This window comes from Streptomyces griseus, from assembly GCF_001715295.1.
GTDB classification, from domain to species: domain Bacteria; phylum Actinomycetota; class Actinomycetes; order Streptomycetales; family Streptomycetaceae; genus Streptomyces; species Streptomyces griseus_G.
The window spans coordinates 420,355-446,632 of record NZ_MDKB01000004.1 but is presented as its reverse complement, the minus strand read 5'-3'; the positions used below and the strand labels follow the sequence as shown (position 1 = coordinate 446,632).

The 26,278-nt window shown below is 68.0% G+C and carries 20 protein-coding genes and 6 pseudogenes; 16 read left to right on the top strand and 10 right to left on the bottom strand.

The features are described 5' to 3' along the window. Positions 1 to 171 precede the first annotated feature (171 nt). Positions 172 to 1,389: a recombinase family protein gene (locus BA175_RS31445; protein WP_254667951.1), complete on the top strand. Its 1,218-nt coding sequence runs from the start codon at positions 172 to 174 to the stop codon at positions 1,387 to 1,389. A gap of 386 nt (positions 1,390 to 1,775) precedes the next feature. Then, a pseudogene (locus tag BA175_RS29975) lies at positions 1,776 to 2,471 on the top strand (IS5 family transposase); the annotation flags it as partial. A 13-nt stretch (positions 2,472 to 2,484) separates the two neighbouring features. Here BA175_RS29975 and BA175_RS23590 read toward each other — a convergent pair. Beyond that, the gene (locus BA175_RS23590) at positions 2,485 to 2,907 is read right to left on the bottom strand and encodes a hypothetical protein (protein WP_368073323.1); all 423 of its coding nucleotides are present in this window, start codon (positions 2,905 to 2,907) and stop codon (positions 2,485 to 2,487) included. Positions 2,908 to 3,947: 1,040 nt separating this feature from the next. On the opposite strand from BA175_RS23590, the gene BA175_RS23585 reads away from it, so the two are divergent. Both BA175_RS23585 and BA175_RS32230 read left to right on the top strand, forming a co-directional pair. After that, complete coding sequence (locus tag BA175_RS23585; protein ID WP_069173487.1) at positions 3,948 to 4,241, top strand: hypothetical protein; 294 nt, start codon at positions 3,948 to 3,950, stop codon at positions 4,239 to 4,241. Between the two features lie 406 nt (positions 4,242 to 4,647). After that, positions 4,648 to 4,851, top strand: a complete 204-nt coding sequence (locus tag BA175_RS32230; RefSeq protein WP_107407626.1) for a Tn3 family transposase — start codon at positions 4,648 to 4,650, stop codon at positions 4,849 to 4,851. Positions 4,852 to 5,176: 325 nt separating this feature from the next. Here the strand turns inward: BA175_RS32230 and BA175_RS23570 are convergent, their stop codons facing one another. Then, on the bottom strand, positions 5,177 to 6,097 hold the full coding sequence (locus BA175_RS23570) for a flagellin N-terminal helical domain-containing protein (protein WP_069173485.1): 921 nt from the start codon (positions 6,095 to 6,097) through the stop codon (positions 5,177 to 5,179). Between the two features lie 43 nt (positions 6,098 to 6,140). After that, positions 6,141 to 6,755 carry a YidB family protein gene (locus tag BA175_RS23565; protein ID WP_069173484.1) on the bottom strand — a complete coding sequence of 205 codons (615 nt, stop codon included), beginning with the start codon at positions 6,753 to 6,755 and terminating at the stop codon, positions 6,141 to 6,143. Positions 6,756 to 7,301: 546 nt separating this feature from the next. On the opposite strand from BA175_RS23565, the gene BA175_RS23560 reads away from it, so the two are divergent. Further along, positions 7,302 to 8,657 carry a hypothetical protein gene (locus BA175_RS23560; protein ID WP_069173483.1) on the top strand — a complete coding sequence of 452 codons (1,356 nt, stop codon included), beginning with the start codon at positions 7,302 to 7,304 and terminating at the stop codon, positions 8,655 to 8,657. Between the two features lie 242 nt (positions 8,658 to 8,899). Here the strand turns inward: BA175_RS23560 and BA175_RS31925 are convergent. Together BA175_RS31925 and BA175_RS32310 are read right to left on the bottom strand one after the other, a co-directional pair. Next, positions 8,900 to 9,157: pseudogene (locus tag BA175_RS31925) on the bottom strand (IS5/IS1182 family transposase); the annotation flags it as partial. Positions 9,158 to 9,190: 33 nt separating this feature from the next. Beyond that, positions 9,191 to 9,469, bottom strand: a pseudogene (locus tag BA175_RS32310) (amidohydrolase family protein); the annotation flags it as partial. A 3-nt stretch (positions 9,470 to 9,472) separates the two neighbouring features. On the opposite strand from BA175_RS32310, the gene BA175_RS23550 reads away from it, so the two are divergent. Together BA175_RS23550 and BA175_RS23545 are read left to right on the top strand one after the other, a co-directional pair. After that, the gene (locus BA175_RS23550; RefSeq protein WP_069173482.1) at positions 9,473 to 10,234 is read left to right on the top strand and encodes a hypothetical protein; all 762 of its coding nucleotides are present in this window, start codon (positions 9,473 to 9,475) and stop codon (positions 10,232 to 10,234) included. 53 nt (positions 10,235 to 10,287) lie between these two features. Further along, on the top strand, positions 10,288 to 10,782 hold the full coding sequence (locus BA175_RS23545; RefSeq protein WP_069173481.1) for a hypothetical protein: 495 nt from the start codon (positions 10,288 to 10,290) through the stop codon (positions 10,780 to 10,782). A 540-nt stretch (positions 10,783 to 11,322) separates the two neighbouring features. Here BA175_RS23545 and BA175_RS23540 read toward each other — a convergent pair. Further along, a complete protein-coding gene (locus BA175_RS23540) occupies positions 11,323 to 12,300 on the bottom strand; it encodes a hypothetical protein (protein WP_254667950.1) in 978 nt (325 codons plus the stop codon). Between the two features lie 286 nt (positions 12,301 to 12,586). On the opposite strand from BA175_RS23540, the gene BA175_RS31915 reads away from it, so the two are divergent. From BA175_RS31915 to BA175_RS23525, 4 genes are all read left to right on the top strand, one after another. Further along, a complete protein-coding gene (locus BA175_RS31915) occupies positions 12,587 to 12,874 on the top strand; it encodes a DUF6233 domain-containing protein (protein WP_438947376.1) in 288 nt (95 codons plus the stop codon). Between the two features lie 70 nt (positions 12,875 to 12,944). Continuing rightward, a complete protein-coding gene (locus tag BA175_RS23535) occupies positions 12,945 to 13,325 on the top strand; it encodes a hypothetical protein (RefSeq protein ID WP_069173479.1) in 381 nt (126 codons plus the stop codon). 11 nt (positions 13,326 to 13,336) lie between these two features. Then, positions 13,337 to 14,500: a polymorphic toxin type 44 domain-containing protein gene (locus BA175_RS23530; protein ID WP_079159752.1), complete on the top strand. Its 1,164-nt coding sequence runs from the start codon at positions 13,337 to 13,339 to the stop codon at positions 14,498 to 14,500. Beyond that, positions 14,497 to 14,808 carry a hypothetical protein gene (locus BA175_RS23525; protein ID WP_014158412.1) on the top strand — a complete coding sequence of 104 codons (312 nt, stop codon included), beginning with the start codon at positions 14,497 to 14,499 and terminating at the stop codon, positions 14,806 to 14,808. Before BA175_RS23530 ends, BA175_RS23525 begins: the two co-directional genes overlap by 4 nt. A 150-nt stretch (positions 14,809 to 14,958) precedes the next feature. Here the strand turns inward: BA175_RS23525 and BA175_RS23520 are convergent. Together BA175_RS23520 and BA175_RS31265 are read right to left on the bottom strand one after the other, a co-directional pair. Beyond that, positions 14,959 to 15,618 (bottom strand): annotated as a pseudogene (locus BA175_RS23520) (ATP-binding protein); the annotation flags it as partial. Between the two features lie 369 nt (positions 15,619 to 15,987). Continuing rightward, entirely contained in the window at positions 15,988 to 16,494 is a 507-nt protein-coding gene (locus BA175_RS31265) for a hypothetical protein (protein WP_175420902.1), read from the bottom strand. Between the two features lie 358 nt (positions 16,495 to 16,852). Here BA175_RS31265 and BA175_RS23510 point away from each other — a divergent pair, with 358 nt between their 5' ends. The 3 genes from BA175_RS23510 (at position 16,853) to BA175_RS23500 (ending at position 19,855) form a co-directional block, all read left to right on the top strand. Beyond that, positions 16,853 to 17,749, top strand: a complete 897-nt coding sequence (locus BA175_RS23510) for a helix-turn-helix domain-containing protein (RefSeq protein WP_069173476.1) — start codon at positions 16,853 to 16,855, stop codon at positions 17,747 to 17,749. A gap of 254 nt (positions 17,750 to 18,003) precedes the next feature. Beyond that, positions 18,004 to 18,354 carry a hypothetical protein gene (locus BA175_RS23505; RefSeq protein WP_069173475.1) on the top strand — a complete coding sequence of 117 codons (351 nt, stop codon included), beginning with the start codon at positions 18,004 to 18,006 and terminating at the stop codon, positions 18,352 to 18,354. Positions 18,355 to 18,382: 28 nt separating this feature from the next. Next, entirely contained in the window at positions 18,383 to 19,855 is a 1,473-nt protein-coding gene (locus BA175_RS23500) for a protein kinase domain-containing protein (protein WP_139131409.1), read from the top strand. Here BA175_RS23500 and BA175_RS23495 read toward each other — a convergent pair. Then, a pseudogene (locus BA175_RS23495) lies at positions 19,852 to 22,607 on the bottom strand (Tn3 family transposase). The gene BA175_RS23500 and the pseudogene BA175_RS23495 sit on opposite strands and share 4 nt — an antisense overlap. A 672-nt stretch (positions 22,608 to 23,279) precedes the next feature. On the opposite strand from BA175_RS23495, the gene BA175_RS23490 reads away from it, so the two are divergent. Together BA175_RS23490 and BA175_RS23485 are read left to right on the top strand one after the other, a co-directional pair. Next, entirely contained in the window at positions 23,280 to 24,338 is a 1,059-nt protein-coding gene (locus tag BA175_RS23490) for a helix-turn-helix domain-containing protein (protein WP_069173473.1), read from the top strand. 511 nt (positions 24,339 to 24,849) lie between these two features. After that, positions 24,850 to 25,197, top strand: a complete 348-nt coding sequence (locus BA175_RS23485) for a hypothetical protein (protein ID WP_069173472.1) — start codon at positions 24,850 to 24,852, stop codon at positions 25,195 to 25,197. 182 nt (positions 25,198 to 25,379) lie between these two features. Here the strand turns inward: BA175_RS23485 and BA175_RS23480 are convergent. Beyond that, positions 25,380 to 26,051 (bottom strand): annotated as a pseudogene (locus tag BA175_RS23480) (HNH endonuclease family protein). Positions 26,052 to 26,278: the final 227 nt, after the last annotated feature.

Sequence of the window (26,278 nt, the reverse complement as noted above, 5' to 3'; positions counted from 1 at the left end):
GTGGCTGTCTCACCCGTCACCACCCCGAGGGGTCTCCATGGCTGACCTGCTCTACCTCCGGCACTCCACCGATAGCCAGACCGACGCACGGCAGCGTCACGCCCTGGCCCCGCTGCTGCCGCAGGCGCCCCGGTGTTCGAGGACCCGGCGACGTCCAGCCGGGTGCTGTCCATGGACCGTCCGGGATTCAAGCAGCTGCTTGATGCCGCGGCCGTCGGCGACACCATCCGCATCGCAGACGCCGCGCGGCTGTTCCGCTCCGTGGCGGACGTCCTGGCCCTGCGGCCCGTGCTCATCCGCCGGGGCCTGCACCTCAAGGTCGCGTCCGGTCTGCTCTCCGGCATCGACCTCGCCGCCGACGACCCCGGCACGAAAATGGTCGTCTCCGTCCTGGCCGCCGTGCTGGAGTTCCAGCGCGACATGATCAGCGAGAACACCCGGGAAGGCGTGGCCGCCGCTGCCGCATCCGGCAAGACCCTCGGACGCCCGAACTCTCTCAGCGAAGACCAGGCCGCCGAGGTGCTCAAGGCGTACCGCGACGGAACCGCCGTGAAGGCACCGGCCCGGCAGTACCAGGTCGACCCGAAGACGATCCGGCGCGTGCTGGACAGCGCCGGGGCCCGCGCCGTTCCCGACGACCTGGAGAAGCCGAGTCGCCCGCCACAGGGCCTGAGCGACATTGAGCACCAGGAGGAGAAGGCGGTCGCGCCCGAGCGCATCGTGACGATCGACGTCCCGGGCCTACTCGCCGACCACCTGCGGGACAGCGAGGACGCCGAAATCCGCGAAGTGCTCCGCGACGGCCAGACCATCCGGCGCGGACAGGGATTCTCCGTCCCGCTGGCCGTCCCGCTGTCGACACACCGGACCGTCCTGCACCTGTGCGCCGCCCTTGCCGGCGGGCCGGGCGTCGACTCCACCCCCGCGGAGCGCAAGGCGTACCGGGTCTACTCCGACCGGATCGAGGGAACAGCAGTCGCACCATCCGCCAAGCACGGCAAGTCCCAAGCGGCTCCCAGTCCGAGCATGACGGCTCCGGACCTCAGCGGGCAGCCGGTCAGCACACCTGTCGCTGTCCAGCCCGGGAATGCGTCACGTGACGAACCCGCCGTGCGGTCCCGCCGGATGACGAAATCCCGGGCCGAAGCCGTCGCGGCCGGCGCCCGGCTGGTCCTCGCCGACCGCGCCACGAGCAGCTACGACGTCGTCGCCGAGAACGGAACGGTCCTCGGTCACGTCGCCGCGGCCTACTCCGGCGCCCGCCGCACCGGCTGGCAAGGATGGGCCCACGGCTCCCCGCAGGGCGGCGCCACCCACCGCACACGGGACCTCGCCGGAGCCGCCGCACTCGCCTCCTGGATCCGCATCGCCACCGCCGCACGCCGCTGAGCGCACCGCAGCACCTCAAGGGCCCGCCCCGTGAGTTGGTGCGGGCCCGACGCTTTCTCGCGCGAGCAGACCAAAAAGGCGACGGCTGGCACGGTCACAGACGTGGGAATCCCCTGAGAAGCCGTATCTCAACCGGTCATGGAACGTGCGGGTCGAACGGGTTTCCCGCCGGGGTGATCTTCTGGCGGTAGGTGCATGAAGGCAGGGCCCCTTGGTAGCTCGGAGGTGCGAACCGAACCGAGCAGTTCCAGGAGGCCCTGTTGTCGCAGTTCTACGCGCTCGCGCCCGCATCGTTCAACTCGGCTGCCCGATCGTGTGATTGTCTCGCGCACGTGTACGGGAACGCGGCTGATCATCCGGACCGGGTGCGCCGGTACCCGTCGGATATGACGGACGCGGAGTGGGCGGCTGTGCGGCCGTTGTTGCCGGTGCCGGCCTGGCTGGAGGGGAAGGGCGGACAGCCCGAGGGCTACTGCCACCGCTCGATGTTGGACGCGATCCGGTACCTGGTCGCGGGCGGGATCTCCTGGCGGGCGATGCCCGCGGACTTCCCCGCCTGGGGCCGCGTCTACGCCTTCTTCCGCCGCTGGCGGGAGCACGGACTGATCGCGGAGTTCCACGACCGGCTGCGCGAACAGGTCAGGGTGCGCGAGGGCCGGGAGGCAGAACCGTCGGCGGGGATCATCGACGCGCAGTCGGTGCGGGCTGCCGCGTCCGTGCCGGCTTCCTCGAGCGGGTACGACGGCGGGAAGAAGGTGCCGGGCCGAAAGAGGCACATCGTGACGGATACGCTCGGTCTGCTGCTGGCTGTCTCGGTGACGGCTGCGAACGCGGGCGACCGGGACGCGGCCGTGCCCCTGCTCCAGCATCTGCGGTCACTGCACCGGGAGATCACCCTCGTCTGGGCCGATGGCGGCTACACCGGCGGCCTTGTCCCCTGGTGTCGTCAGAAACTCGGTCTCGTCCTTCAGGTAGTCAAGCGCACCGACACCATGGAGGGCTTCGTAGTGCTGCCCCGCAGGTGGGCGGTGGAGCGCACGTTCGCATGGTTGATGCATTCGCGCCGTCTGGCCCGCGACTACGAAACCCTGACCACTACCACAGCCACCCACGCTCCGCCAGACGCCTCGCCTTCGACCGCACACCCTCCACCTTCGCCGGCGTCGGCTCCAGACCCAGCACTACCGCAACCTCCTTCGCCCGCACCGGCCCCTGGCCCGACCGGTCCGCCACCATGCCCAGGATCCGCTGGTAGTCCGGCGCGAGAACCGCCACGGGCAGCCCTTCCCGCCAGGGCGGCACTGTCGTTCCCGGCAACGGCGCGGGCGCGGGCACGGATTCTGCGTCCGTCTCCGGCTCGGTCACGGCGGTGGTCTCCGCAGCGGACAGGGCCAGGGCCTCGACGAGTTCCTCCCGCGCGATCACCCGCCGGTCCAGCTCGATCTCCGCCGCCTCCAGCACGGCAGCCGCCCGGGCCGCCGCCTCCCGCAGATCCTCGACTCGCACACGAGCAGCCACTTCCCGTGCCTCCAGCAACCCCAGCATCGACGCCACCGCACACCCCTCACCGAACAGACGGAACAGAACGTCGAAACTCTCCCTCACTCCACCCAAAACCATGCCTGACCAGCAAGAATCAAACGATCACGTTCGGTTGAGATACGGCTTCTGAGCTCTAGTCAGGGGACCACAACAGAAGCAGCACTTGCACGACTCTGCCAGGAGGCACCCATGACCACCGACCGAACCGCCAGCGCGCAAGGGGCTGAGTTCCGTCAGGAACGAACGAGCAGCGCATCACACGGCAAAAAGCTTCGTGATGCTTGTCACCCAGTCAAAGGCAGGCGCGGACCCGGATTCAACACTGCCGCAAGGCTCTGACCTGTGCTCTTCATGCGAAATCCGCGTGAGAACAGACCTTGGAACAGAAGGTAACCCAGCTTCAAGCAAACGTTGCCCCCGGTCCGTTTTGATCTTGCTCTGCAAGAGCTGACAGGGCAACTGACCTGCAGCAAAGGCGTGTTCGGCCCAGTACCTTGTGTCACCCAACGACCTGGAAGGGCGGGGAGGCTCGGTCAGCCGCGAAGCATTAGCCGCACCTCCCCGCCATGCCGCCAGGCCCGTTCCGACATACGGAAGAGGAGCCCGACAAGGTGACCAACCTTGACACAGCAGACCGCAGAGGAAAACTTCAGCCCACGAGTGCCGCCCTGGCGTGGGCGCCGTACATCATCTCCGCACTTGCGCTTTCCGCAGCCCTCGTTGTTGCAGCGGTTGGCGGCCCGACACAGTTGGCCGTTGCATTGGCCGCAGCGGCGGTCATCGGCGGAGGGGTACAGGTCACCGTGCACATCCGCCGGTAACGCGGGGTCCTGAGGTTACTCACGGGTCGCTTATCACCTGGTTCGCCTCTCGTTAACGGCACCCCACCTTGCGGCTGGTGTCCGAGATGGGGTGCCGGTAAGAACGCTGTCACCAGCCACAAGCAGCTACCGGCCATCTCCACCACCGATACGCCATGACGTCCCCCTCAACTCTCGTAATCCCCGGGGGAACTCATGCACCGCCGCACCATCGCCATCCTCGCCGCCGCCGTCATAGCCGGGGCCGTCACCGGCCTCGTCATCTGGCTGTCCCAGCCCTCCTACGACGACATCGCCGACAACTGCGTGGCCGCACTCAAGGAACGCGCCGACGGCGACAAGGCCAAGCCGAAGGCGTGCGACGGGCTCACCGACGACGACTACGACGCTCTCCTGATGTCACACATCATGGGTGACCTGGGCTGGCTGGACGACGAGGGCAGGTTCGACAAGAACAGGATGCTCGAGGACACCCTGAACAACGACTGAGGGGCTGCCGCTTACGCCGCGGTCCCCGGACCTGCCTCCCGCGGGTCCCCCAGCGGCCGAGTCAGCCCGTCGTCCGCGGCCGTCCGCCGGGCCGGCTCCGTCGCATCCAGCTCCCAATGGTGCCGGCACTCCTCGCAGCGGACTCCATCCACCAGCACTTCGTCCTCCCCGTTCGGGCAGTCCGCGCCGTCCCCACGCCCCGTACACGCTTCTCTCGTGTCCCCCATGGTTCGACCGTGCGCCGCGCCCACGGCGGCCGGGAGAGTGCCTGCGGGAGCGCACAGGCGCTCACACCCGGCACAACGCCTCAGCACCCATCAACCGTCCCAGTTCGGGGCCGTCATGGATGTGACACCCCCTCGTTTGCGGTTGGTGACAGCGTTCTTACCGGCACCCCAACCACGACCTGTTCTACGGCAAGGACGGCGACCTGACCGGCTCCGACAAGGAGTCCCAGGAGGTCTCCATGCTCGCCCTGCACCTGCTCCAGTCCGCGCTGGTGCACGTCAATACCCTGTCCTCCAGGACATCCTCGCCGAGAAGAGGTAGCAGAAGAGGCTCACCGACGCCGACCGGCGGGCCCTGTCCCCGCTGTTCTGGACGCACGTGAACCCCTACGGCCGGTTCGAGCTGGACATGAACTCCCACCTCGACCTCGCCGCCGTCATGGCGGCCTCGGTGCCCGGCCCGCGCAGCGACGAACGGGTCAGGGCCCCGGTCTGACGGGCCTACGCCGGGGCCCGCCGCCGTCAAGATCTTGCGGGCGGCCTCGGGCAGCCCGGGATGGGCGTGGAAGGACTGGGCCGTGTTCAGCAACGTCCGCCACGGCAGTCGGACGACGTCGTCGTCCGACTGCCGTGGCGGTCAGCTCGTGTGCGGCAAGCTCGGCGGACCGGCCTAGGGAGGCGGGGCTACGGGGCAGTTGGCCGTTGGGGTCAGCCGAGTTGCTGGAGCAGGGGCAGGATGTTCTTGGGCTGGGCGTTGACCTGGGCGAGGACGGAGATGCCGGCCTGCTGGAGGATGCTGGCCTGGGTGTAGTTCGCGGTCTCCAGGGCGTAGTCGGTGGCCTCGATGCGCTCGCGGGCGGCGCTGAGGTTCACCACGCCCGTGTCCTGGGTGCGGATGTTCGACTCGCAGCGGCTCTGAACGGCGCCGACGATCGAGCGCAGGCTGGTGACTTCGACGAGCGCGGCGTCGATCTGTGACAGTGGGTCGATGAGGAAGGTGCCGGCCGCGGTCGCGTCGGCTTTGCTGATCGTGGCGATCTGACCGTCCGGGCCGATGTAGCTGACCTTTGTGGGGTCGGTCTCGTCGGTGAAGGCGAGCGTCTTGGTGACGTCGTAGGAGTCCAGGCCCAGGGTGTTGACGTTCAGCATCTTCATGGCTACGGCGATGACGTCGCCGTCATTGGCGCCGGTCTGGAAGTTCATGCTGGTGTCCTTCGCCAGCACCTTGACCCCATTGAACTGGGTCTGCCGCGCGATCGTGTCGATGGCCTCCAGCCGCTGGGCGACCTCCTGCTGGATCGCGGCGCGGTCGGTGACAGCGTAGATGCCGTTGGCGGCCTGGACGGTCAGCATGCGGATGCGCTGGAGGTTGTTGGTGACTTCCTTCAGTGCGCCCTCGGTGGTCTGTGCGAGGGAGATGGCGTCGTTGCTGTTGCGCGAGGCCTGGACAGATCCGTTGATCTGGGCGGTCATCCGGTCGGAGATGGCCAGGCCTGCGGCGTCGTCCTTCGAGGAGTTGATGCGCTTGTCGCTGGCGAGCCGCTCGGCCGCGACTGCCATGGTGGAGCCCGTGAGGTTGAGGTAGTTCTGCGTGGTGAGCGACATGATGTTGGTGTTGAGCGTCAGCATGTGATCATTCCCAGTCGGTGGTCGGTAAGGGTGTCGGGAAGCGCTACGCGGACGTCACATTCACGTCGTCCTGCGCCAGGACGAACCGCAGGACATCGACATCGACCCAGCCGTACGGGGAGACCGCGTCGATGAACATGGGCAGGGTCCGCGTCAGCTCTGCGACGACCTCGCTCCTGTCCAGGCCTCGCGCCGCGGCCGCCTCGGCGATCTTGTCCTCGCCGAGGGCCCCAACGAGCTGCTCCTCGGTGAGCGGCTCGTTGGGGCCGTAGCCGAGCCAGGAACCGCTCTGCGGCAGGGCTGCCGCAAGGGTCCGGGCCTCGGCCACGATCTGTTCGGCAGCCGCTTCCTCCTCGGGCGTCAGGGCCGCGATCTTCGCGGCCGCCCGGAACGCCTCGATGGTCGCGGCCGGAATCACGTCCACCAGAGCGGGGATCTCCTCGGCCAACGAGGCCGCGGCTTCCGCTTCACTTACCTGCGCAAGCTCGGCCAGCTGCTTGAGCATGCCAGCGGGAGCAGCTGCAGCCACTTCTTCTGCCGTCAGTGGCTGGTTGGCGCCCTGGCTGGTCCAGGACTCGAACTTGGCCGCCGATCCGGGCGCGGCCGCCAGGGCCGTCAGCAGCTGTCCCAGCACCGGGGCCATCGTGGTCTCGCTCATCGAACTCCCTCAATAGTGATCTTGCCGACGCCCCGATGCTACTGAATGCGATCGCAGCGATACATTCAGTAAACAAGCCGCAACGGACCGGCCACCCGCAGCCGGTGAGACCGCCCGGCCTGGCTTCACGTAAAGCAAGAGGAGCCGCACGCGCGGCGGCTCCTCTCGCAAACGGTCGTTTACGAGAAGCCCGGGTCTCAATCGGCGCTGCCGCGATCCGCCGGTCGGCTGTTCCCCGAGGCTGGATCTCGGCGGGCGTGGGGAAGCCAGTTCCCCCCAGCACGATGACCACGTCGGGCTCGCGGGGGATCTCCGGTGCCGTTGTCCATGCCGTCCGGCGTGCCGGCGACGTCGACACCACCGGCCGCCCCGCCGTGCAATGCAGTCGGCCGGCCGCCGCTCGTCGACGCCCGCTTCACCCCGTCAGCCCCGATTACGTTCCCGCGTAAGGGTGCACTGCCTCGGTTCGAGTCGAATACGGAATCCATTACCGGGATCCTGTAGGCGTTCGCCGAACGGCTCTCTTCGAGGATCGGAGTGAAACCGATGAGCATGGCACAGCGGTACGGGGACCTGGAATTGTCGTTCGTCGCGGCCGAGGGAGGTGCGGGGATCGGCGGCGATGTGGGAATCTACACCGCCTTTCCCGAGGGAAGTCAGGGCAGTGACTTGAGGGACTTCTTGCCCAGCGGCCACAAGCTCGGCCCGCGGGACATGGCCGGCAAGGCCGGGGTGCTGATGTTGAAGGACCTCAGCCCCGACAAACAACTGCTGCGGCCCCCGGACAGGTGGGAGTGGATCAACTACGTGGGCGCAATCCCTGGGATCCAGGGAGCATGGCGTCCGGTCCCGCCGCCGGGGTATGTCGCGCTCGGCGACATCATCGCCCATACCGACCCCGATCTGCACGGACCGGATATCTGGACGGCGTGTGTGAAGGAGGAGCCGTACAACGGCCACACCTACGTCACCGAGGGCGAGTGCGGCACCCTGCTGTACAGCTTCCTCGACGTGAATCTGTTGTCCGTCGTGGCCCCGTCGTATCCCGACGGCGACCTCGACGAGCACCTGTACCTGCCCTGCGGGAACTTCACGCACGTGGCCACCGACAGCGCCACCCCCGGCCCGACGGCGACCACGTGGATCCTGGACCTGCCCGCCGTGGTGGAGAAGCACGACGGGCCGGAGGCCCCCGTACTGACCTCCCACGACCGCCCGCCGCTACAGACGGCCATCATCGACCGCACCGTCACCGTGCCCTACTACCTGATCGACGACAAGAACCGCGACGAGAAGTGGAAGATGGAGAACTCTCCCTTCTACACGATCCGGCGCAAGCGCCACTACGAACTCGTCCTCCACCGCGACAACCGCAACGGCTCCACCGAGCAGCAGGAATCCCAGTCGATCACCACCGGCGTCACCGTGGAAAGCAGCGAGTCCTTCAGCGAGACGACCGGAATGCAGGTGGGGACGTCGGTCGGAGTCACCGTAAGTGCCCTGCCCTTCGGAATGGGCGCCGAGACGAGCGTCACCAACTCGGTCTCCACCAGCACGGAACTCGGATACGAGCGCCGCACCGGCATCGCCATCATGCGCGAGGAAACCAAGACCCGCGGCCTGAATATCCCGGCCCACAGCTCGGGGTGCCTGTGGACGGAGCACCACGAACTCCTCCCGGTCCGCGCCGACGGTAAGCCCCTCAGTAACCAGGCCAACCTCGGCTTCGGTACCGTGTTCTACACCACCGGCGAGTACCCCGAGGGTGCGGGCGTCACGACCTTCGAGGAGGAAGCCGACGGCACCCGCGTCGCCATGCCCTCCCACCACCTGGCCCCCGACACCCGCACCGGCCGACCCGAGAACGCCGACAGCGCCCGCGCTGGCGACCCCGCCGTGTAGGACCGGCCCGCCCGACCGGCAGGCCCCGCACTCGGCCGACGGGCAGCGGCGGCTTGCTGCTCGTTTCAGAATGCCGTCCGGAGTCGTCGGAGGCAGATGATGCCGCAGGCGAGTTCGAGGAAGCCCTGAGCTTGTTGTTTAACCAGTTCGTCGGGGTTGGTGCCGACCTTGTGATGGGCCGGTCGCTGGTACGGCTCGCTGCCCGTGAGGGCTCGTCCCACGTCGTGGCGGGTAGCGGGGCGGTCGACGATCAGATGGTGCTTGGAGCCGGGGCGGCCGCGATCGACGGGCGAGGGACCGACGTGATTCCCTCCTTTGAGCGCCCGGATATGGGACCCGTCTACGGCGCCGTCGTCCAGGTCCACAAGGTCCTCACGACGCAATTCGGTCAGCAGGGCGGCGTGCAGGCGGGGCCAGACGTGGGCCTCGGTCCAGTCCCGCAGCCTGCGCCAGGCGACACCAGTCCGCAGCACGTACACGATGCCAGCGAGAGCTGTCCGGAACGCGAAGTCTCCCGTGATGGGGGTGCCTTTCACCAGGACGTGCCGGAAGCCGGTGGAGTGCTGCGCGGGCTCGGTGAACGTCGCGTTGTCCTGCACGGTGGCGAGGTCGAACACCACGATGTCGGCGTCCGCACCGACCTGGAGCCGGCCCTTGCTGCGCATCTGCGGCACCGACTCCTCCAGGATCTGCGCCGGAATGAGGCTCGTCCTGCGGATCGCCTCGACCAGCGACACCTTGGGCTTCTCTCCGGGGCCACCGCGCGCCCAGCGGGAGAGGAAGCGGGAGAAGGCCTGGAGCCCAAGGCCGATCTGGTGTGGTTCCAGGAGGCGTTCTCGCGCGACGGCTGGCAGAACAGCCTGGCCGACGACGGTGAGGTCGAGCGCATCATCGACCGCGTCGAGAAAGGGCTGCTGGAGGGCGGCCTGGGCATCGGCATCAACGGCGGCTACGCGCCGGGCTACGGGCGCAAGGAGTACCACGCGCTCGCCAAGCTCGCCGCGAAGCACAAGGTGCCGACCTTCACGCACGTGCGCTACCTCTCCGTCCAGGAACCGGAAAGCGGCTTCGAGGCGCTCGGCGAACTCATCTCCCTCGCTGCGGCGACCGGCGCGCACATGCACATCTGCCACCTCAACGCCGACGCCGGCCGGGACGTCAAAGCGTGTGTGGAACTCATCGCCGAAGCGCAGGGGAACGGCGTGCCGGTCACCGTCGAGTCGTACCCCTACGGCGGGTGCTCCAGCACCGTGGGTGCGGAGGTCTTCCGGGGTGACTGGCTCGCACGCTGGGGGGCGGAGGACGCCTCGGTGATGGAGCTCAACGGCGAGCCGATGACCCAGGAGAAGATCGACGAGCTGCAGAAGAACGCGCCCGGCACCGTCGTCAACATGCACTTCCTGCACCCCGACGACAAGCCCGAGGACGCCGAGCTGCTCGACCTCTCCGTGCTGTACCCCGGGGCCGCGATTGCCTCCGACGCGATGCCGTGGGTGAACAAGGACGGCACTCTGGTCGAGGGCGATGTATGGCCGCTGCCTACGGGCGCCTTCGCCCACCCGCGGTCGGCCGGCTGACGTTGTCGTAGAACTCCGAGATCGGCAGCAGTCCCGATTCGAGTTCGAGCGCGGTGGTCACCCCGTCGAATGCCTGCATCCACGCGGCGGGCAGCTGCTGGCCGTGCATCACCGAGTTCGACGGCTGGACCGGCGGCGTCGACATCGACGGCGTGCAGGCCTTCGCGTGCACGCTCTACCTCGCCAGGCACCCCGAGAGCGCCAGATTCTGGTGGCGGTTCGCCGCCGGAGCCGGACACAACGGTGCCGCGTACTGCCTCTATCTGGACCACCTCGGGCTCGGTGAAGAGCGCGAGGCCCGGTTCTGGAGGAAGCAGGTAACCACGACACTGTTCCGGTCCGGCCCCAACCCCGATCCGGAGGAGTTCCTGAAGGCCCTGGATTCCCTGACCGGGTACTTCGTCCGCAACCCGACCTGCCGGGCCGTCACCACTGGGCGCCTGGAGGCCGATGCCGAGCGCGTGGTCGACCGGTTCACCGACGGCCTCGTCTGCCGCCCTGACGCCCGGATCGCCGACCACATCCATACCCTGGCCGGCCGCCCCTGACCAGAGACCAGCGGGGCCGAAGGTTCCTACGCCGCCCAGCCCCGCCGGACTCCATCAGCACCCGAAAAGAACGGAGCGCCACCATGCAGACTAACCGCCGACCCGAACCCCAGACGGCTCCTCGGAGAATCAGCCCGTACGCAACTGGCTGGCCCGCCGACGCCGCGCCCTGCTCTCCGCCGCGATGCGTGGCGCCGCCTACGCCACTGGAGCCGGCGTCGTCGGGCTCCTCTTCTGGGCGATCCAGCAGGGTCTGCAGAAGTAGGGTGTCCGGCTCAGTCGCGCCCGACGGGGTTTCCGAACCGTAGTCCGGGGCTGTTTGCGGTGGCTCGCCGAGCGTACGCTCCGGCCATGACACCTCCCGCATCGTTCCACCCACACCGTCAGGACCCGGACCCCGGCTGGGGCTTCACCACCGCGCTCTGAACGCCCAAACGCCCTCACCGATTGCCGATGGTGAGGGCCTCCTGCTGTGCTACGTCCAGCTGGTCGCCGTCCAGACCGGTACGGACGGCCGCCAGCCGGTGCGCGGCGGTGATCTCAATCGTCGCCGGGAGCGTGCGGGAGTCCGTCGTCCAGGACGATGCGGATGGTCTGGCCTTCGCCGTCGACCGCGGTAAGGTCGGCCGCGATGCGGTTGTAGGCGGTCGTGGCCAGTGCCCAATCAGCTTCGAGCGGCGTGGCGGCCGAGCGGGTGTCCCACAGTTTGATGAGCAGGCCGATGAGGGAGCGGCCGGACAGGACGGTCTGGACGCGGCCTTCCTTGACGTCCTCGACCGAGGGCGGGGTGCGGAAGTGGTCGTGGTCGACGGCCAGGGCGGTGAGCCACTCCCAGGTGTCGCGGTGAGCGACCAGGTCCACGGAGGCCACCCCGGCGGCCTTCAGCAGCAGAACACCGTGGGTAACCCGCGGGTCCTGCCCATCGGCGGTGGCCGGTGGTGCGACGGCAGAGGGCTGCGCGGTGGGGGTGCTGTTGCCCTGGTAGGCGGCCTCGATCTTCTGCTTGAGCGCGTCGTCCTGGCCCCGACGCTCGGGCTCGGGCTGCGCCTGGCGGTCGTTGTCCTCCATGGTTCCCCCCTGGGAGTCGGTGTCGGGTGAGGTGGGCAGCTGTACCGCCGTGGGCACGGTCGGGCCGGTCCCGGGATCTGTTTCCGGTGCCGGTGGCGCCGGCTCGGCAGGAGGCGGGTAGGCGTCGCTGGGCTCTTCGGCCGGCCTCTGGAGGTCCGCGAGGGGACGCAGGATGTCGGCGAGCTCCAGCAGCTGCCGGAGCTCGCCGCGGGTCTCGTTGAGGTCGCTGATCATCCGGTCCTGGCGGCGGCGTACCTCGCGGTTCTCCTCCCGCAGTCCAGTGATGCCTCCCTGGAGCGTCTCCAGGATCTTCAGGCGGGTCTGGGCCAGCTCGCCGTGCAGGGCGGTCAGCCCGACCGTCGGGTCATCAAGACGGCCGACCGGTGCCAGCAGGGCCCGTATCGCCTTCAGTTCCTCCATCGCGCGGCCGAACGCGTCTTTCCACTTCACGTAACCCCCTGCTTGCTCAGAGCTGCAACCGGCCGTATCTCCCCATAAGCACTCCATGTGACGCGCCGCTTTCCAGCCCTTCCCTTGGCCGGGACTACCCCTTCGGCCCCCGAACGGCGAGGACACTGCGGTGCGCTGGCTCCCGGCGTCAACCTGCCGCCTGCTCGACCGTCCTTTTCGGTGACCTCGATCTCGCATTCCGTTCTGGGAGGTGCGTTCGTGGCCACATTCGCGGACGTGACCGACCCCGACCCTCCCGGCCTCGCCCCCCCGATGCCGGGACTGGATAGTCGAGCTGGGCATCGGCCAGGGCCGGCCTCCGATCGAGGTGCACGCCGGCCACTGCCGCGCCGCAGCAAGCCGGCGCCGGGCCATCGACCGGGACCAGGCCCGTGCCCTTCTCTCCGAAGCGATCCGAGCCTGCGAGCACTGCCGACCCGATACCGATCTCGCGTACTGGGACAATCACGCGATCAATCACGCTTTGACGGGAAAGAAGTTCCTCTGCGCATGGCGCGCCGTGTGGATCGAAGGTGCGGAAGCCAGCAATTCATCGGCGACTTACGCACCTTGACGAGCAAAGGGGGCCGGGGCACCGATCGTTCTGCATATGATCTGACCTGGGTTCAGGAAGGGGGCTGATCGTGGCGTGGGATGAGAGCAGCAGGGACGGTACACCGGCCGGCCCGTTAGCTCCGGGCGGCGGGGGTCTGTTCGGCTCGTCACCGGCGGAAAAAAATGCGGCGGCGAACGACATCGAGACCGAGTTGGAACCGGACACCAAGAAGGTCTCAGATGGTGCGAAGGAGAGCACCAACACCGCGGCCAGGACGCTTGACGGCTGGGAGACTGCCTCCGGCCTGAAGAAGGTCGTGGGGACCTGGGACCAGCAGGTGAGAGTGCTGATGAGGCGACTTGCCGCGGATAAGGCTTCTCTACGCAATACCTCGGGCCTGTTCTTGCAGAACGACGTAGGCACGGGCAGCGAATTCCGAGGTGTCAGATCCAGTCTTGACGATCTTTAGGGGATCGGTCCGTGCTGACGTATCAGGAAGTCATGACAACCGATCTCAGTGTCCTGACGAAGGCTGCCGAGAAATGGGAAACCATGGCAGCCGACCTCGCCAAGGTCGAGAAGCGCTACGGGGAGACCGTCCAGAAGATCACGTTGGGACAGAACTGGCATGGGCTCAGCGTGGAAGCGGCACACACGAAGTTCGCGACGACCCGACGCGAGTACAAGTCCGCGCAAACCGAGGCAAAGTCGGTCGCCAAGATCCTGAGAGACGCACACTCCGACTTCGTGGACTTGAAGAAGAAGGTCGAATCAGCCCGGGACGACGCGGTGGCCGCCGGCATGGCGGTCTCGTCAGCAGGACGCGCCGCCTTCGACTTCACACGCCTCCAGGATCCGGCGCAGGAGCATGCCCTGCGCCACGACCCGGACCTGAAGGGTGTGGAGGATTCCTGGACCTCGCACATCGCTGCAGCTGTACGCGCCGTGGACGAATTCGACAAGGCTGTCAAACAAGCGCTCGAAGCGGTGGTTGTAGATGGAAACCTGCTTGACGGCACGGTCGGAGGCTTCAACGCCACCGCCACACCAGTCATCCCCCCGACGGGGCAGGAGCGCAGCGAGCAAAAGTTCAGCGACGCGGAGAAGTGGATCTTTGAGGAGATGAAGCGGAACGCGAAGTCGGACACCGTCGGCAACATAAAGGCCCTGCTTGATAAGCCGGAATGGTATGAGTTCGGGCGGAATTACGGTTCCGACATCAACGCGGCGATGGTGATGTGGGGTGCGAAGGTGGCCCCGGGCCAGGACTGGGACCATAAACCCCAGCTCCAGCAGCGGTACGACCTTCAGACGATCGACGACTACTACTTCAAGCAGCCCGGAACGAACCGCGAAGTCTTTTACGACATCTACTCCAACGTTCACTACGGATACGTCGGCCGGGCCGCCGGCTTCGACACGGAGACCCTGATCCAGGGCGCCTCCCTCGGAGAAACGGTGCTCACGGGAGACGACGACCAAGGCGATCAGATCACGATGCGGGTTGGGATCGACCTCTACGAGAAGTACGGTGACGACCTGACCGAGGAACAGCTCCGGCAAGGAATCAACGACGCGATGGACCAGATGGAGCAAGCGCAGCGCAACGGCGAGAACGTTCCGCAGGTCAGGACCCGTAAGTGACGCGCGGGCAGTGGGGCTGTGTGGCCGCCCCCGTGGGCGGCCTGGCCACCGGCGTGCTCGGGTCTGTACTCCTCTCGGCTGCCTGGCGGGCATGCGACGTCGGAGTGAACGGCGCGGCCAACGGCCTTGCGCTGATCTTCTACGGGGCTCTGCTCACGATCATCTCGGCGGTGTGGTGGGGTGCGCTCGTCGGCTACGTGGGGCGTTGGAACCTCGCGGTTGCCCTCCTTGGTGGCACGGCCGGCGCTGCGGTCATGGTCTGGATCTTCGTGGCTCTTCTCCACGTTCCGAACGGCTACCGCTGCTGATGGGGTACGAGCCGCACCGCACGCCCGGGCGAGGGACGTAGCGCACACCACCAGCACCGACGGGTCGATCGTAGAGGAGCGCAGCAGGTCAGCCAGTGTGCCGGTCAGGTAACACCGCTTGGTGATCTATGAGGTCGATAGCCCGAAGCGTCATCTTGGTGGCAGAGTCATTTCGAACCAGACCACCTTGCCCGTCGACAGCCGGGTCGCCCCCCAGCGCCTCGCCAGCCGGTTGACCAGAAACAGGCCGCGCCCGCCCTCGTCCGTCTCCCGGGCCCGGCGCTGCCGGGGCAGCTGCGGGGAGTCGTCGCCCACCTCGCAGCGCAGCGTGTCCGTGCGCAGCAGCCGCAGGGTCACCGGCCGCTCCGCGTACCGCACGGCGTTGGTCACCACCTCGCTGACGAGCAGCTCCATCTCGTCCGAGAGGTCGTCCAGCCCCCACCGGTCGAGTGCCCTGCGGGCGAGCCGGCGGGCCCGCCCCGGGGCGGCGTCCTCCGGATCCAGGGACCAGTAGGCGACATCGCTCGGCGCGATCCCGTCGAACCGGGCGGCCAGCAGCGCGATGTCGTCGTCCCGGTCACCGGGGCCGAGCATGTCCAGCACCTCGTCGCAGAGCGCCTCCAGCGGCGGCGAGTGGTCCGGCCCGGTCAGCTGCGCGGTCGCGGCAAGGCGTTCGCGGTCCGCTTCTCCGCACCGGCCGCGAAGGTCATCGACACCCTGCCCGAGCACGTCGAAGACACCGTATGGGACGTCCTGGGCACCGCCGCCGCAGACCCGTGGGGGTTCCGGCAGTGGAACGCGGAGGACCTCGAGGGCGAGGACGTGCGCTACGCGTCCGTCGGCCAGCTCTCCCGGTGTTCCGGCTGGTCGGAGCGGCAGACCGCCGAGGGTGATCCACGCTTGGATCTTGCGCTGACCTGCACGCATCACGCTGATTCAACATTGTTGCGTCTGATCTTGGGCCACGACCGCAACGTAAACAGCTGGCCAACATCGCGTCGCCGGCTGGCCCGACGACCCTGGCCAACCGCCGATGGCCCCGCTTCCGAGGGAGGTCGTACACCAGCCGGAGTGCTTCCCGGAAAGACGCTTCACGGGGCTTGGGCCAAGCAATCGCATTCATGGGTGCGAGGGGACCCCAAAGAGCAGTTCCCTCACACCCACGCGCGATCCCGAGGCTCAGCCGTAGTTCTGGAGCCACACCTCGGTGGTGTGCTTCTTGCCGAAGATCCCCACATCGGCGGTGTACCAGCCGCCTACCTTGGCGTCGTTCATGCGGGTGTGGATGGTCCGGCCATTGCAGAGCCATTTCCTGGACGCGTGTACCTCCTGGTAGTGCCCATTGATGCGTTGCACGATCTTGATCCGCACCTTGGTTCCGTCGCCGCCGTTCCAGCACCGGAAGGCAACTTGCAAGACCCTGGACCGTGACTTGACGGTGGGTGTATTCCAGTCCCCCTTTTTGGAGCCGTGGTAGATGGTGAACCACCTGGCGGACGCCAGCGAGTTGGCGTGAGCCGCTGTTTCAGCATTGGATACGGCTGTAGTGGTGGCCGACGCGGTCACGGCCGTACTGGTGATGGCGTTAGCCGGTGCGGGAGCCGCTGTGGCTGGTGCTCCGAGGGCGAGGCCCGATCCGAGTGCCGCGGTCGACAGGACGACGATGGCGCGTTTGCGCACGTTCATGCTCGTGATTCCTCCGTTGGTGGATGCGGCCGGGTCGGCTGTGACCCGGTCCATGTTGTGCGTCGAGGACGATGCGGGTGGACCGCACCGTCTGGCTTGCACCACCGAGATTGCTCGTCATTCCGGAGCCGGACCAGCGAAGTCCGTCCCGTTGGGACACCGTGGGACGTCCAGGGCGTTGACCTGCGGGGACGTCCGGCAGAACGCGGCATGGCTGGGACGGTCTTCCCAGTGGAGGCTGGCCGAAAGACGTGGGCATGGCGCCTTGGCCTGAGCTCACGGCGTGTGCGCAGGGGTATCTAACGGAGAACAAGATGGTGAAGGCCTTGGAGCTCCATGACGCCGTACGGGGTGGGGCATGTCGCGTTGGCAGGAATTGCCGGATTCGCTGGACCAGAAGGTCCGGCAATTCGTGGTGCAGTTACGGAGGCTGAAGGACCGCAGCGGGCTGAGCCTGGTCTCGCTCGCGTCGAAGACCGGATACAGCCGTTCGTCGTGGGAGCGCTATCTCAATGGCAAGGCGCTGCCACCACGGGCCGCGGTGGAGGAACTGGCGCGGGTCGCGGGGACAGATCCGGTCCGACTGCTGGTGCTGCACGAAGTGGCCGAGGAAGCCTGGCAGCAGCCGATCGTGCCGTCATCGTCAGCCGGTGCGAAGGACGGAGGCACGCTGGGAGTACGGGGCGAGACTGCTGCCGAGCGTTCCGGTGCGGCAGAGGGCTCTGCGGCGTCGGCGGAGGGGCCCAGGATTCCGGAGGAACTGCCTGCGATTGCGCAGCCGCCAGGCGTGCGCAGGCCCGTCGCCCTCGCCGCCGTGGTGGCCGCCACGCTCGTTGGGGTGGGCACCGGAATGCTGACTGCCGCGCCCTGGGGCGATGACGACGGCGGGGGCGACAAGACGAAGACGGCGGTGGGCGGCCCACTGCCGAGCAGCAGTAGCGGCGGCGCTACCGAGGGGCCGGGCCGGTACGTCTTCGAGCCGGGCAAATCCTACTTCTGCAAGGTCCACAGGGCCGGCGCGGCAGGCGGGGGGCTGTTCGCCGGATACAGCACGACGCGCACCGCCGTCCTTGCCGGACCGGGCTGGGACGTGGTAGAGGCCCAGTGCTTACTGAGTTATCACAAGATGGAGCCAGGCCCTGTCGACGGGGTCTACGGGCAGCAGACCATCGCGGCCGTGATGCGCCTGCAGAAGAAGGCCGGACTGCCGGCGGACGGCGTCGTGGGCCCCCACACCTGGCAGGTGTTGCGATGATGACCGCCCCTGCACCGGAGTGCGTGGCACTGGCCGAGGGGCTCCGCGAGGTGAGGACGCGTACGGGCCTGAGCCTGCCCGCGCTGGCCGACTGCACCGCGTATAGCAAGTCGTCGTGGCTATCTCAACGGCAAGAAGCCCGTGCCCCGCCAGGCCGTCGAGGCGCTGTGTGCCTGTCGGCAAAGGATCGTTTGACGAACAGAAGGGCGGTCGGGAGGCCATCACCATTCGCGGTGCCGGTAGTGATGTAGGACATGGAACCCAACACGGTCTTCGAATCGATCACCGGCGTCCCGGCTCCCCGGGACGAGGCCGTCGTCGCCGAGCCGATGAACATGGAGAGTGCGGGAGCCGCGTGTGACTTCTACCCCAACGGCCCTATCGTCGGCAACGAGTCGCCCCCGGTGATGTGGGCCTTCCCGGCCGGCCAGGTCGAGTCCGCCGAACTCATCCCCGGCTCGAAGGCGGGTGGTCTGCCGCGCCGCCTGCGGTGGACGGCCTGGTTGGCTGAGGTCTCACCGCCATCGTCACCAGGACTAACCCGTGTGTGTGCGGAGGAGGCTGGAGAGACGGTGTGGCGGCCGCCGCTCCGGCCGTCTTCGTAGGTGTCGAGGCGTCTCGTATGCTCGCCCCGTGGAGCGGGGAATGCTGATCGCGGACCGTTACGAGCTGATCGGCCGTCTGGGCCGGGGTGGCATGGGCGAGGTGTGGGCCGCGCGGGATCGCGTGCTCCACCGTGAGGTCGCGCTCAAGCTGCTGGATCTCGACGGGATTGCCCAAGCTGACCTGCCCCGGCGGTTCGAGCGCGAGGCGGTCGCCGCTGCCCAGATCGTCCACTCCAATGTCGCCGCCCTGTACGACCGGGGCATCCACGACGACGTGTTGTTCTTGGTCATGGAGAAGGTGGACGGCCAGACGCTCACCGCGCGTCTCCAGGCTGAGAGTCCTTTCCCCCTGACGCGTGCCGTTGCCATCGCCAGCGGCGTCTGCGCCGCGCTGGAGGCCGCCCACCGGGCCCGGATCATCCACTACGACATCAAGCCCCACAACGTCATCATCACCGGCGACGGGCTGGTGAAGGTCATCGACTTCGGGATCGCCGGGTTCGTCCAGGCCGCGTTCACCGTGGCGCACTCCTCCCAACTGACTCCAGCAGGAACGCCGGAGTACGGCGCACCGGAGCAGTTCCTCACGGAACGCGGCGACGAACGCTCCGACCTGTACGCACTCGGTGGGATGCTCTTCGCGATGCTCGCCGGCCGACCGCCCTTCACCGGGCACAACAGCATCGCGGTCGTGCGGCGCAAGCTCGACGAGGAGGCCCCATCCCTCGACACGTTCCGCCCCGGCCTGCCGCCGGAGGTGAGCGCGCTCGTCGCCGAACTACTGGAGCGCGACCCCGACCGGCGCCCCCAGTCGGCGAAAGAGGTACAGCAGCGGCTTCAGGCACTCCTGGCGTCGTGCACGGCAGCGGAAGCTCCCACCGCGGCAATGCCCCCGACCCCGCGTACCCGCCTGATGGACGACACGCAGCGCGCGCCCCGGCCGCCCTCTCCCGACTCCTGGAACCGCGCCTCCACCGACGAGACACCGTTCACCGCGGACGCCCTGTTGCCGCGGCGGTTCACCAACGACATGGACATCGAGTTCGCCCGGATCGCCGAGGACACCCGCCTCTCCCGTGAAGCGGGCCCCAGCGACCTGGTTAGGGAACTCGCGCGCCGTGACTGTACCGAAGTGGTCGCCGGCGTCTACGCGGAGCAGCCCGGTCCCCACGCCACGCCAGAGAACCCCGTCTACGTCTCCGTCCAGGTCTTCGCGTTCCCCGACGTGGCGACGGCCCAGGACGCGCACAAGTACCTGGGCGACGGGGGCGGGGCCTGGCGCCTCACCATCTGGAGCGCCCGCGGGGGCGGCCTCGCCCCCTGTCCCGACAAGGTCCACCGTAGCCTCCGATGGAAGCAGACCTGGCGCCAACACCGCTACTTGGCCGTGGCGGTGGCCTACCGCGCCGACCTCACCAACGACGGCTCCATCCGGCCCTGGCTCCACTCAGCCGCCCGCAGGGCCGCGGTCTCCACCGGGCCGCAGAACCACCACGGCTAGTCCGGCTCGCCCCCGTCGTCGTCCTCGTCCAGTTCCGGCCCGTCTGGATCGCGCAGCGGGCGCAGGGCGCCGGCGGCCGGGGTAGAGGCGGTGAAGCTGTAGCGGCCGAGCAGGTTCAGGTTGCGGTGCTTGAGCGGGGAGAGCCGGGCGATGTCCTCGTCCCGAATCTCGTGGCCCTCGACCTGGAGCTGGGAGACTGCGGCGTCGATGTACTTCGTGGTCCAGAGCACGATGGTGTTGAGGACCAGGCCGAGTGCGCCGAGCTGGTCCTCCATGCCGTCGCGGTACGCCTGGTGAATGGTGCCGCGGAACCGGGGGCTGAAGTTGTCGCCGAGGATCTTGAACAGGCAGAACACCATGTCGGAGTACGAGGCGTTGTCGGTCGCCACCATCTCCGGCTTCACGCCGCCGTCCAGGTTCAGCAGTGCGTCCAGGATGTGCAGGGAGTCGCGCGGGGTGCCGGGCACGACCATCTGCCCGATGCCCGCGACCTGGTCGTTGACGGCGTTGAGCCAGGTGATGCCCCGCTTGAACCCGAAGTACTTCGGCGAGGGGGCGGCGTTGACGGTGCGCACCGGCACCTGGAAGCGCAGCCCGTCCACGGAGGCAAGCAGCCCGTCGCCCCAGTAACGCACGATCGGGACGCCGGCCTGGGCGGCGATCAGCGCGGCGTTCGCCGCGCGCAGGTAGTACTGGTCGACGTGCACGAGCCGGGCCCGGGTCAGGGCCTCGTAGCCGGGGTTCACCACCGGGGCCAGGCCGAAGTTGCACGCTTCCGAGACGAGCAGCGCGACCACCGACGTGGGCAGGTCCTTCATCCGGGTGGTGCCGTCGCCCAGGCGGACGAAGGCGTCGAGGAACCCGGTCCAGGCGTTCACCTCGAACAGCAAGTCCGGCAGGTCGATCTTCGGAAGCATCTTCTCGACCCGCTTGCGCAGCCAGGTCAGGGACTTCGGTTCGCCGAGCGCGCCGAGTTTGTCGACGTTCAGCTTCACCCGCCCGTCGTCCTGCACCTCGATGGAGACCTTCGCCGTCGGCCCCGCCTCGTCCAGGCGTTCGGCGAGCAGCTTCCACCCGGCGTCCAAGCCCCGCACCAGCTCCGCCAGATGCTCCTCCACGGGCATGTCCAGGCTCAGCCCGGCCAGCACGTCCTCCTCGACCGCATCCCAGTCCCGCCCGTCCAGCAGACGGGTGCGCGGGTTGGACCAGCGGTGCGAGGGCGAGGCGAACACGTCGCGGTTGTTCAGGGCCCGGTGCAGCTGCTCCAGCACGCACACTACGTAGGCGTCCCGGTCGACCGCGCCCTGCGGCAGATCGGGGTTGGCGTACACCGCCTTGCGCCACGCCGGCGGCACGAGCTTGTCGTCCACCTCGCGCGGCAGCAGCGGCTTGACGCCCACCTTCCGCCGCGCCAGCGCCGGAAGGCCGCGCACCCCGGCCAGGACCCGCTTCCCGGCGCTCGCGGCGTCCAGAGCCTTCGACTCGCCCAGCAACGCGAGGAACGGGCGCACCGTGGCGTACCGTGGCGTACCGGTTCGCGAGCGCGGCCCGCATGGCGACCTCGGCCGAGTTCTCGTCCTCGGGCACCAGCGAGACCACCGTGGCCGCCGCGGTCATCACGGCGGCACGCGGGGCGACCTCCTCCAGCGCCGCCCACAGCGCGGCCACGTCCAGGTCCGCCTCCTGCTCCTCGACCAGCTCCAGTTCCTCGAACAGCACCTCCGCCGCCCGCGCGAGCGTGCGCGACGCCTTCTCCAGCTGCAGCAGCGTCGACAGCCGCTCCTTCTCCGTCTTGCGCTTCGCCGTGTTCAGCAGCCGGGTGGCCATCAAGACCTGGAACAGGTCCAGGGCCTCGTCAATCGCTTTGGCCTCCAGGTGCCGCATCACTGCGGTGAGCATCGCCGTGCGCTTCGGTTCCGGCGCCCGCTCCAGCAGCGGCGCCTTCGACCCCAGCGCGTACCGGGCCAGCGCCGCCATCCGGTTCGGCGGGATCTGCGACAGCTTCAGCCGACCGAGCCGGTACGCGCCGATCTCGTCCACCCGCTCCAGCGCGCGGGCGAACGCCGTGCCCGTCGTCCGCGTCGGCGGCCGGCGCAGCCGCTCCAGCTCCGAGAACCGCGAGCCCTCCAGCGTCTTCAGCGTCGCCACCAGCTCCCCGGCGCAGTGCCGGGTCCGCCCGCCGCGCGGCCCCCGCGACCGTGGCGTGCAGCCGCTTCTCCGCGACCGCCCGGACCTCCGACACCTGCCGGGCCAGCACCGACACCCGGGGCAGCAACACCCGATGACGACGCAGCCCGCCCACAGCCTGGTTTAACAGTGCCACCGGTCCCTCGGCGTGCGTCTACGCCCGGCCGTGCAGGAAGGTGTGGAACCGCCGCGACCACTCCGCGTCCTCGTACTCGCGGTACTCGTAGGCCTCCCGGATCTCCCACGCGTGCTCGTACGCCGTCGGCTTGCGCTCGGTGTACCGCTTCACGCACGAGACGTCCTCGATGCCGAGCTGCGCGGCCAGGTGCTCGGCCACGACCCACGGCACGTCCAGCGGGTCGTCCGGGAGGAACCGGCCGATGTAGCGCACCGTGCACATCTAGAGAGCGAACCCGAGCCGACTGTGGTCCCCGCGCCTCTTCGCGATCAACTTGCGGTCCTCGTCGTCCAGGAAGAAGAAGCGCTCCAGCTCCGGCCGGGTCGGCTCCTCGTTGAACTTGCCGTACGACGCCGCATGTTCGTCGGTCAGGAACTCCACTGGCATGAGCGTGAAGCTATCGGCGCCCGGAGCCGCTCAGGAATCTTCCGCCGAACCTCGCAGCCGAGCCCGTCACCTGTGCTAGGCGCCATAATCACCGGCTCAGCGTTAACCGCTGTACCGATGTTCCCCGAGGCCGGGGGAGCGCAGACCAGCGTGACCGACGATCTTGTTGCCGGTTCCGCGTCGAGATCGCCCCCACCGGCGGCTGGATCGACGGCTCCCGCGTCCTCGCCCGCTACCCCGACGACGTCGACCGCGTGAAGAACTCCCCGCTGGTCGGCACCGGCCTGTAGACCAGCAGGGCGGCGGGCATGATCGGGACGCAGGTGTGGAGGCTGCGGGCTCACGCGAGGTGCCTCCTGCGGGATGCTGGCCCCGCTCGGCGAGGGCCGGGACTTCGAAGGGGCAACCCGGTCAGGCACGGACGTGTGCGAGGCCTGTGCGGGGCGTCCGTGCGCCGATACAGGGCGAGGCCAACAGCGGCCAGCGTGTGCAGGGCCAGGGCGGCTGCGGGCGCGTATCGGCTGCCTGCGGCAAATCACGTCATCAGCGGGCTAATTCAAGTCGTTTGGATCAGATGTTCGGTATGCGGTCGAAGGGCTCCGCATGCTGAGAGCCGACAGGGCTTCGCCAGCGGACGAGCGGCGAGACGCAGCGGCAGGAGCGGTGGTGGCAATGATCGAGAGTGTATTCAGCACCGGGGACGTACCCAAGGCGGACCGATGGGCCAGCTGGTACGAAACTGGAACCAGGTCACATCTGCCAACGCTGATCCGCACCGACCATCAGGACGACTTCCACGGCGAGATACGCCTGCTCGATCTCGGCTCCCTGCAGGTGTCCACGCTCACCTACAGTCCGTTGCGCGTGGACCGGACCCCTAAACTGATACGGCAATCCGACCCTGGCGTGTATTTCATCGTGGTCCACCGGCACGGACGGCTTGGGGTTGCCCAGGGCGGCCGCGAAACTCTGCTCGGCCAGCAGGACCTGGTGCTCTACGACACCTCGCAGCCCTTCACCAGCTGGGCGTCCACCGAACACGGCGGGGTCGCCAGCTGCATAGTCATGCAGGTACCGAAGAAGCTGTTCCCCATCCGCCCGAAGACGCTCAGTGCGCTTACCGCTGTGCGACTGCCGAGCAAGGAAGGGCTCGGCGCCCTGGTCGCGCACCAACTCACCCAGCTGGTCAAGCACGCCCCCAGTTACACGGCAGCCGACACCACCCGCTTGGCAACCATCACTCTGGACATACTCGCCGCTCTGTGCGCCCACGAACTGGAATCCACCGGCGCGCTGCCGGCGGACACCCGACGGCAGTCGCTGCAGGCACAGATCCACGAGTTCATCCGGCAACGGCTCGGCGACCCCACTCTCTCACCCGGCACCATCGCCGCAGCTCACCGGATGTCCACTCGTCACCTCTACAAGCTCTTCCAAGACCAAGGTCTTACAGTCGCCGACTGGATTCGCCAGTGCCGACTCGAACGCTGCCGACGCGATCTCGCAGATCCCAACCTGCATTCCCGCCCAGTCCACGCCATCGCGGCCCGATGGGGATTCACCAGCTCAGCTCACTTCAGCCGCGCCTTCCGAACCGCCTACGGTATGCCGCCCAGCGAGTACCGGCACGCGGTCGCATCCGAGCAGTCCGTGCAGGCATCGTCAACAACCCGCACGGACAGTCAAGGACAAGCCGACAACGGACAGGCATGCTCATGCCTGTCGAGATGAAGGGGTGACAGCTGCCAGAACAGATCGGACAGGACAACGACCACCAGGAATAGGGAAAAATTCGCATTCGTCAAATCCTTGCGCTGACCGCCACGGGCAGTGCACTTGCCCTCAGCGAAGTGACCATGTCGGGGTGTAAGTAGTTGCGGTGCGGGAAGTGCCACTGAGATTGATCATGGCCATCGCCGGTCAGTCTTCGTCATCTTCCGGAGTGTCGGCGAAGATCGGGTACAGCGACAGAGGCCGGACAGAATGCCGGACAGGGCTGTGACCAGCCCGGACAGACTTTTGCTGTCCGGGGCACGCGTGGACTGTTGTCCCACCCGCTCCAGGCCGCCACGCTTCAGCAGACCGTCGGCAAACACGGCCCTACATTGCGTCCCACGACAGGCGCCTGCTGAGTTCGTCGTGATTGACACAGCCAGCACAACAGCCGCAAGACGAGCAGCGTCTGCGTCCGGCAGTACACGGCCAGCCCACGAATGAACCATCGATCAAGAGGGAGAGCACTGTGCGCACAAAGCAATGGACCTTTGTCGGAGCGCTGGCGGCAGCCGTCGCGCTGACCGCCCCTATGTCCCCTGCCACAGCGGCACCAACCGCCAGCTGCACGTCGGACTCCATCTTCCTGAGCGGCGCAAAGGCCTACTACGAGGAGTGCACCGACGACTACATGCGTACCCGGGTCAAGGGATGGGTCGAGGACACCGACGCAGACGGGAAATGCGCCTACCTCAGCGTGTACATGGACAACGGCTACACCAACCAGTGGAAGGCGTGCCCCAAGGGCACTCGCACACCGGTGGACACCGGCTACCAGAATGCGTTTCATGCCGAAGTCCGGCTCGGCATGTGGTGATCGCCGTGCCATCGGCGGACGTGGCCGGTTCGCCGACATCCCACGCGCGCCCCTGACGGCGTGCTCTGGTCGGACCTGTTAGCCCTAACAGGTCCGACCGAGGCTGACCTGTGTCGGATCGGGCGAGGCCGGCAGGAGCGGTCAGCCGAGAAGGGCTGCGCGGCGCTCCCCCATCGGGGGGATCAGGCGGCCGGGGTGTAGCGGACGATGGTGTCCTCGCACGGGCCGTCGGCGTAGACCTTCAGCGCTTCCATTTCGCGGTCGTCGGCGGTGAGCTGCCAGCGGAGCTTGGTGGCCGTCCACTCCGCGACGTACCGGCACTGGGCGTCCGGGGAGGGCGGCATCCAGTCGGACGGGTCCTGGTCGCTTTTCTGTCGGTTGCTTCGGGCCGTCACCGCGACGAGCGAGACGTACGTCCCCTGGTCGTTCGCTTACGCCTCTCGCCGCACTGCAGTCCAACCGGAGGCTCCGGAGTCCCAAGCCTCGGCCAGCGGGACCATGTGGTCGATGTCGAGCGCACCGGCGCTGGTGATCTCCTGGCCGTCGTAGTAGCTGATCCAGGTGCCGCCGGTGAGCTTGCAGCCGGCCTCCACGGTCGGTGCGACGACCGCCTCGGCGAGGAGCACCTCGTTGCGGGTGTTGCACCCGTCGGTCGTGTCGGCGCCCGAGTTCCAGTGCTTGAACGACGAGCGCGAGTAACCAGTGCGGTTCTCCTCGGTCACCTCAATCAGGCCGACCGCGTCGGCCAAAGTCGTCACCTCCGCCGTCGGGGCGGCCCGTGCGGGGGCGGCAGAGAAAACGGGAACGAGGGCAAAGGAGAGCGCGCTGAGGCCGCGCGCGAGGTTCTTGATCACCAAGGAGTTCTAACGACCGCACCCCGCGCCCGACGAAGCCCACCGCCCTGTGGTCGCCCACACGGGCGAGCGGGTTCACCGCAGGAACGCTTCCGCACAACGCGCCGCAGGAGCTTGCCCGTAGGACTCCTTCCGCCGCAGCGAGACAAGCGAGGTGGCACGACCGCTCAGCGGGCACAGGAGCCCGTGTTGCCTCCACTCCGGCTTCCGTGTTGCCAACGTTGCAC

Bases quoted from the DNA above. Each gene is read 5' to 3' on its own strand.
- BA175_RS31445 (WP_254667951.1), top strand. From the start codon at position 172: ATGGACCGTCCGGGATTCAAGCAGCTGCTTGATGCCGCGGCCGTCGGC.
- BA175_RS23585 (WP_069173487.1), top strand. From the start codon at position 3,948: ATGCACCGCCGCACCATCGCCATCCTCGCCGCCGCCGTCATAGCCGGG.
- BA175_RS23570 (WP_069173485.1), bottom strand. From the start codon at position 6,097: ATGCTGACGCTCAACACCAACATCATGTCGCTCACCACGCAGAACTAC.
- BA175_RS23565 (WP_069173484.1), bottom strand. From the start codon at position 6,755: ATGAGCGAGACCACGATGGCCCCGGTGCTGGGACAGCTGCTGACGGCC.
- BA175_RS23560 (WP_069173483.1), top strand. From the start codon at position 7,302: ATGAGCATGGCACAGCGGTACGGGGACCTGGAATTGTCGTTCGTCGCG.
- BA175_RS31265 (WP_175420902.1), bottom strand. From the start codon at position 16,494: ATGAACGTGCGCAAACGCGCCATCGTCGTCCTGTCGACCGCGGCACTC.
- BA175_RS23510 (WP_069173476.1), top strand. From the start codon at position 16,853: ATGTCGCGTTGGCAGGAATTGCCGGATTCGCTGGACCAGAAGGTCCGG.
- BA175_RS23505 (WP_069173475.1), top strand. From the start codon at position 18,004: ATGGAACCCAACACGGTCTTCGAATCGATCACCGGCGTCCCGGCTCCC.
- BA175_RS23490 (WP_069173473.1), top strand. From the start codon at position 23,280: ATGATCGAGAGTGTATTCAGCACCGGGGACGTACCCAAGGCGGACCGA.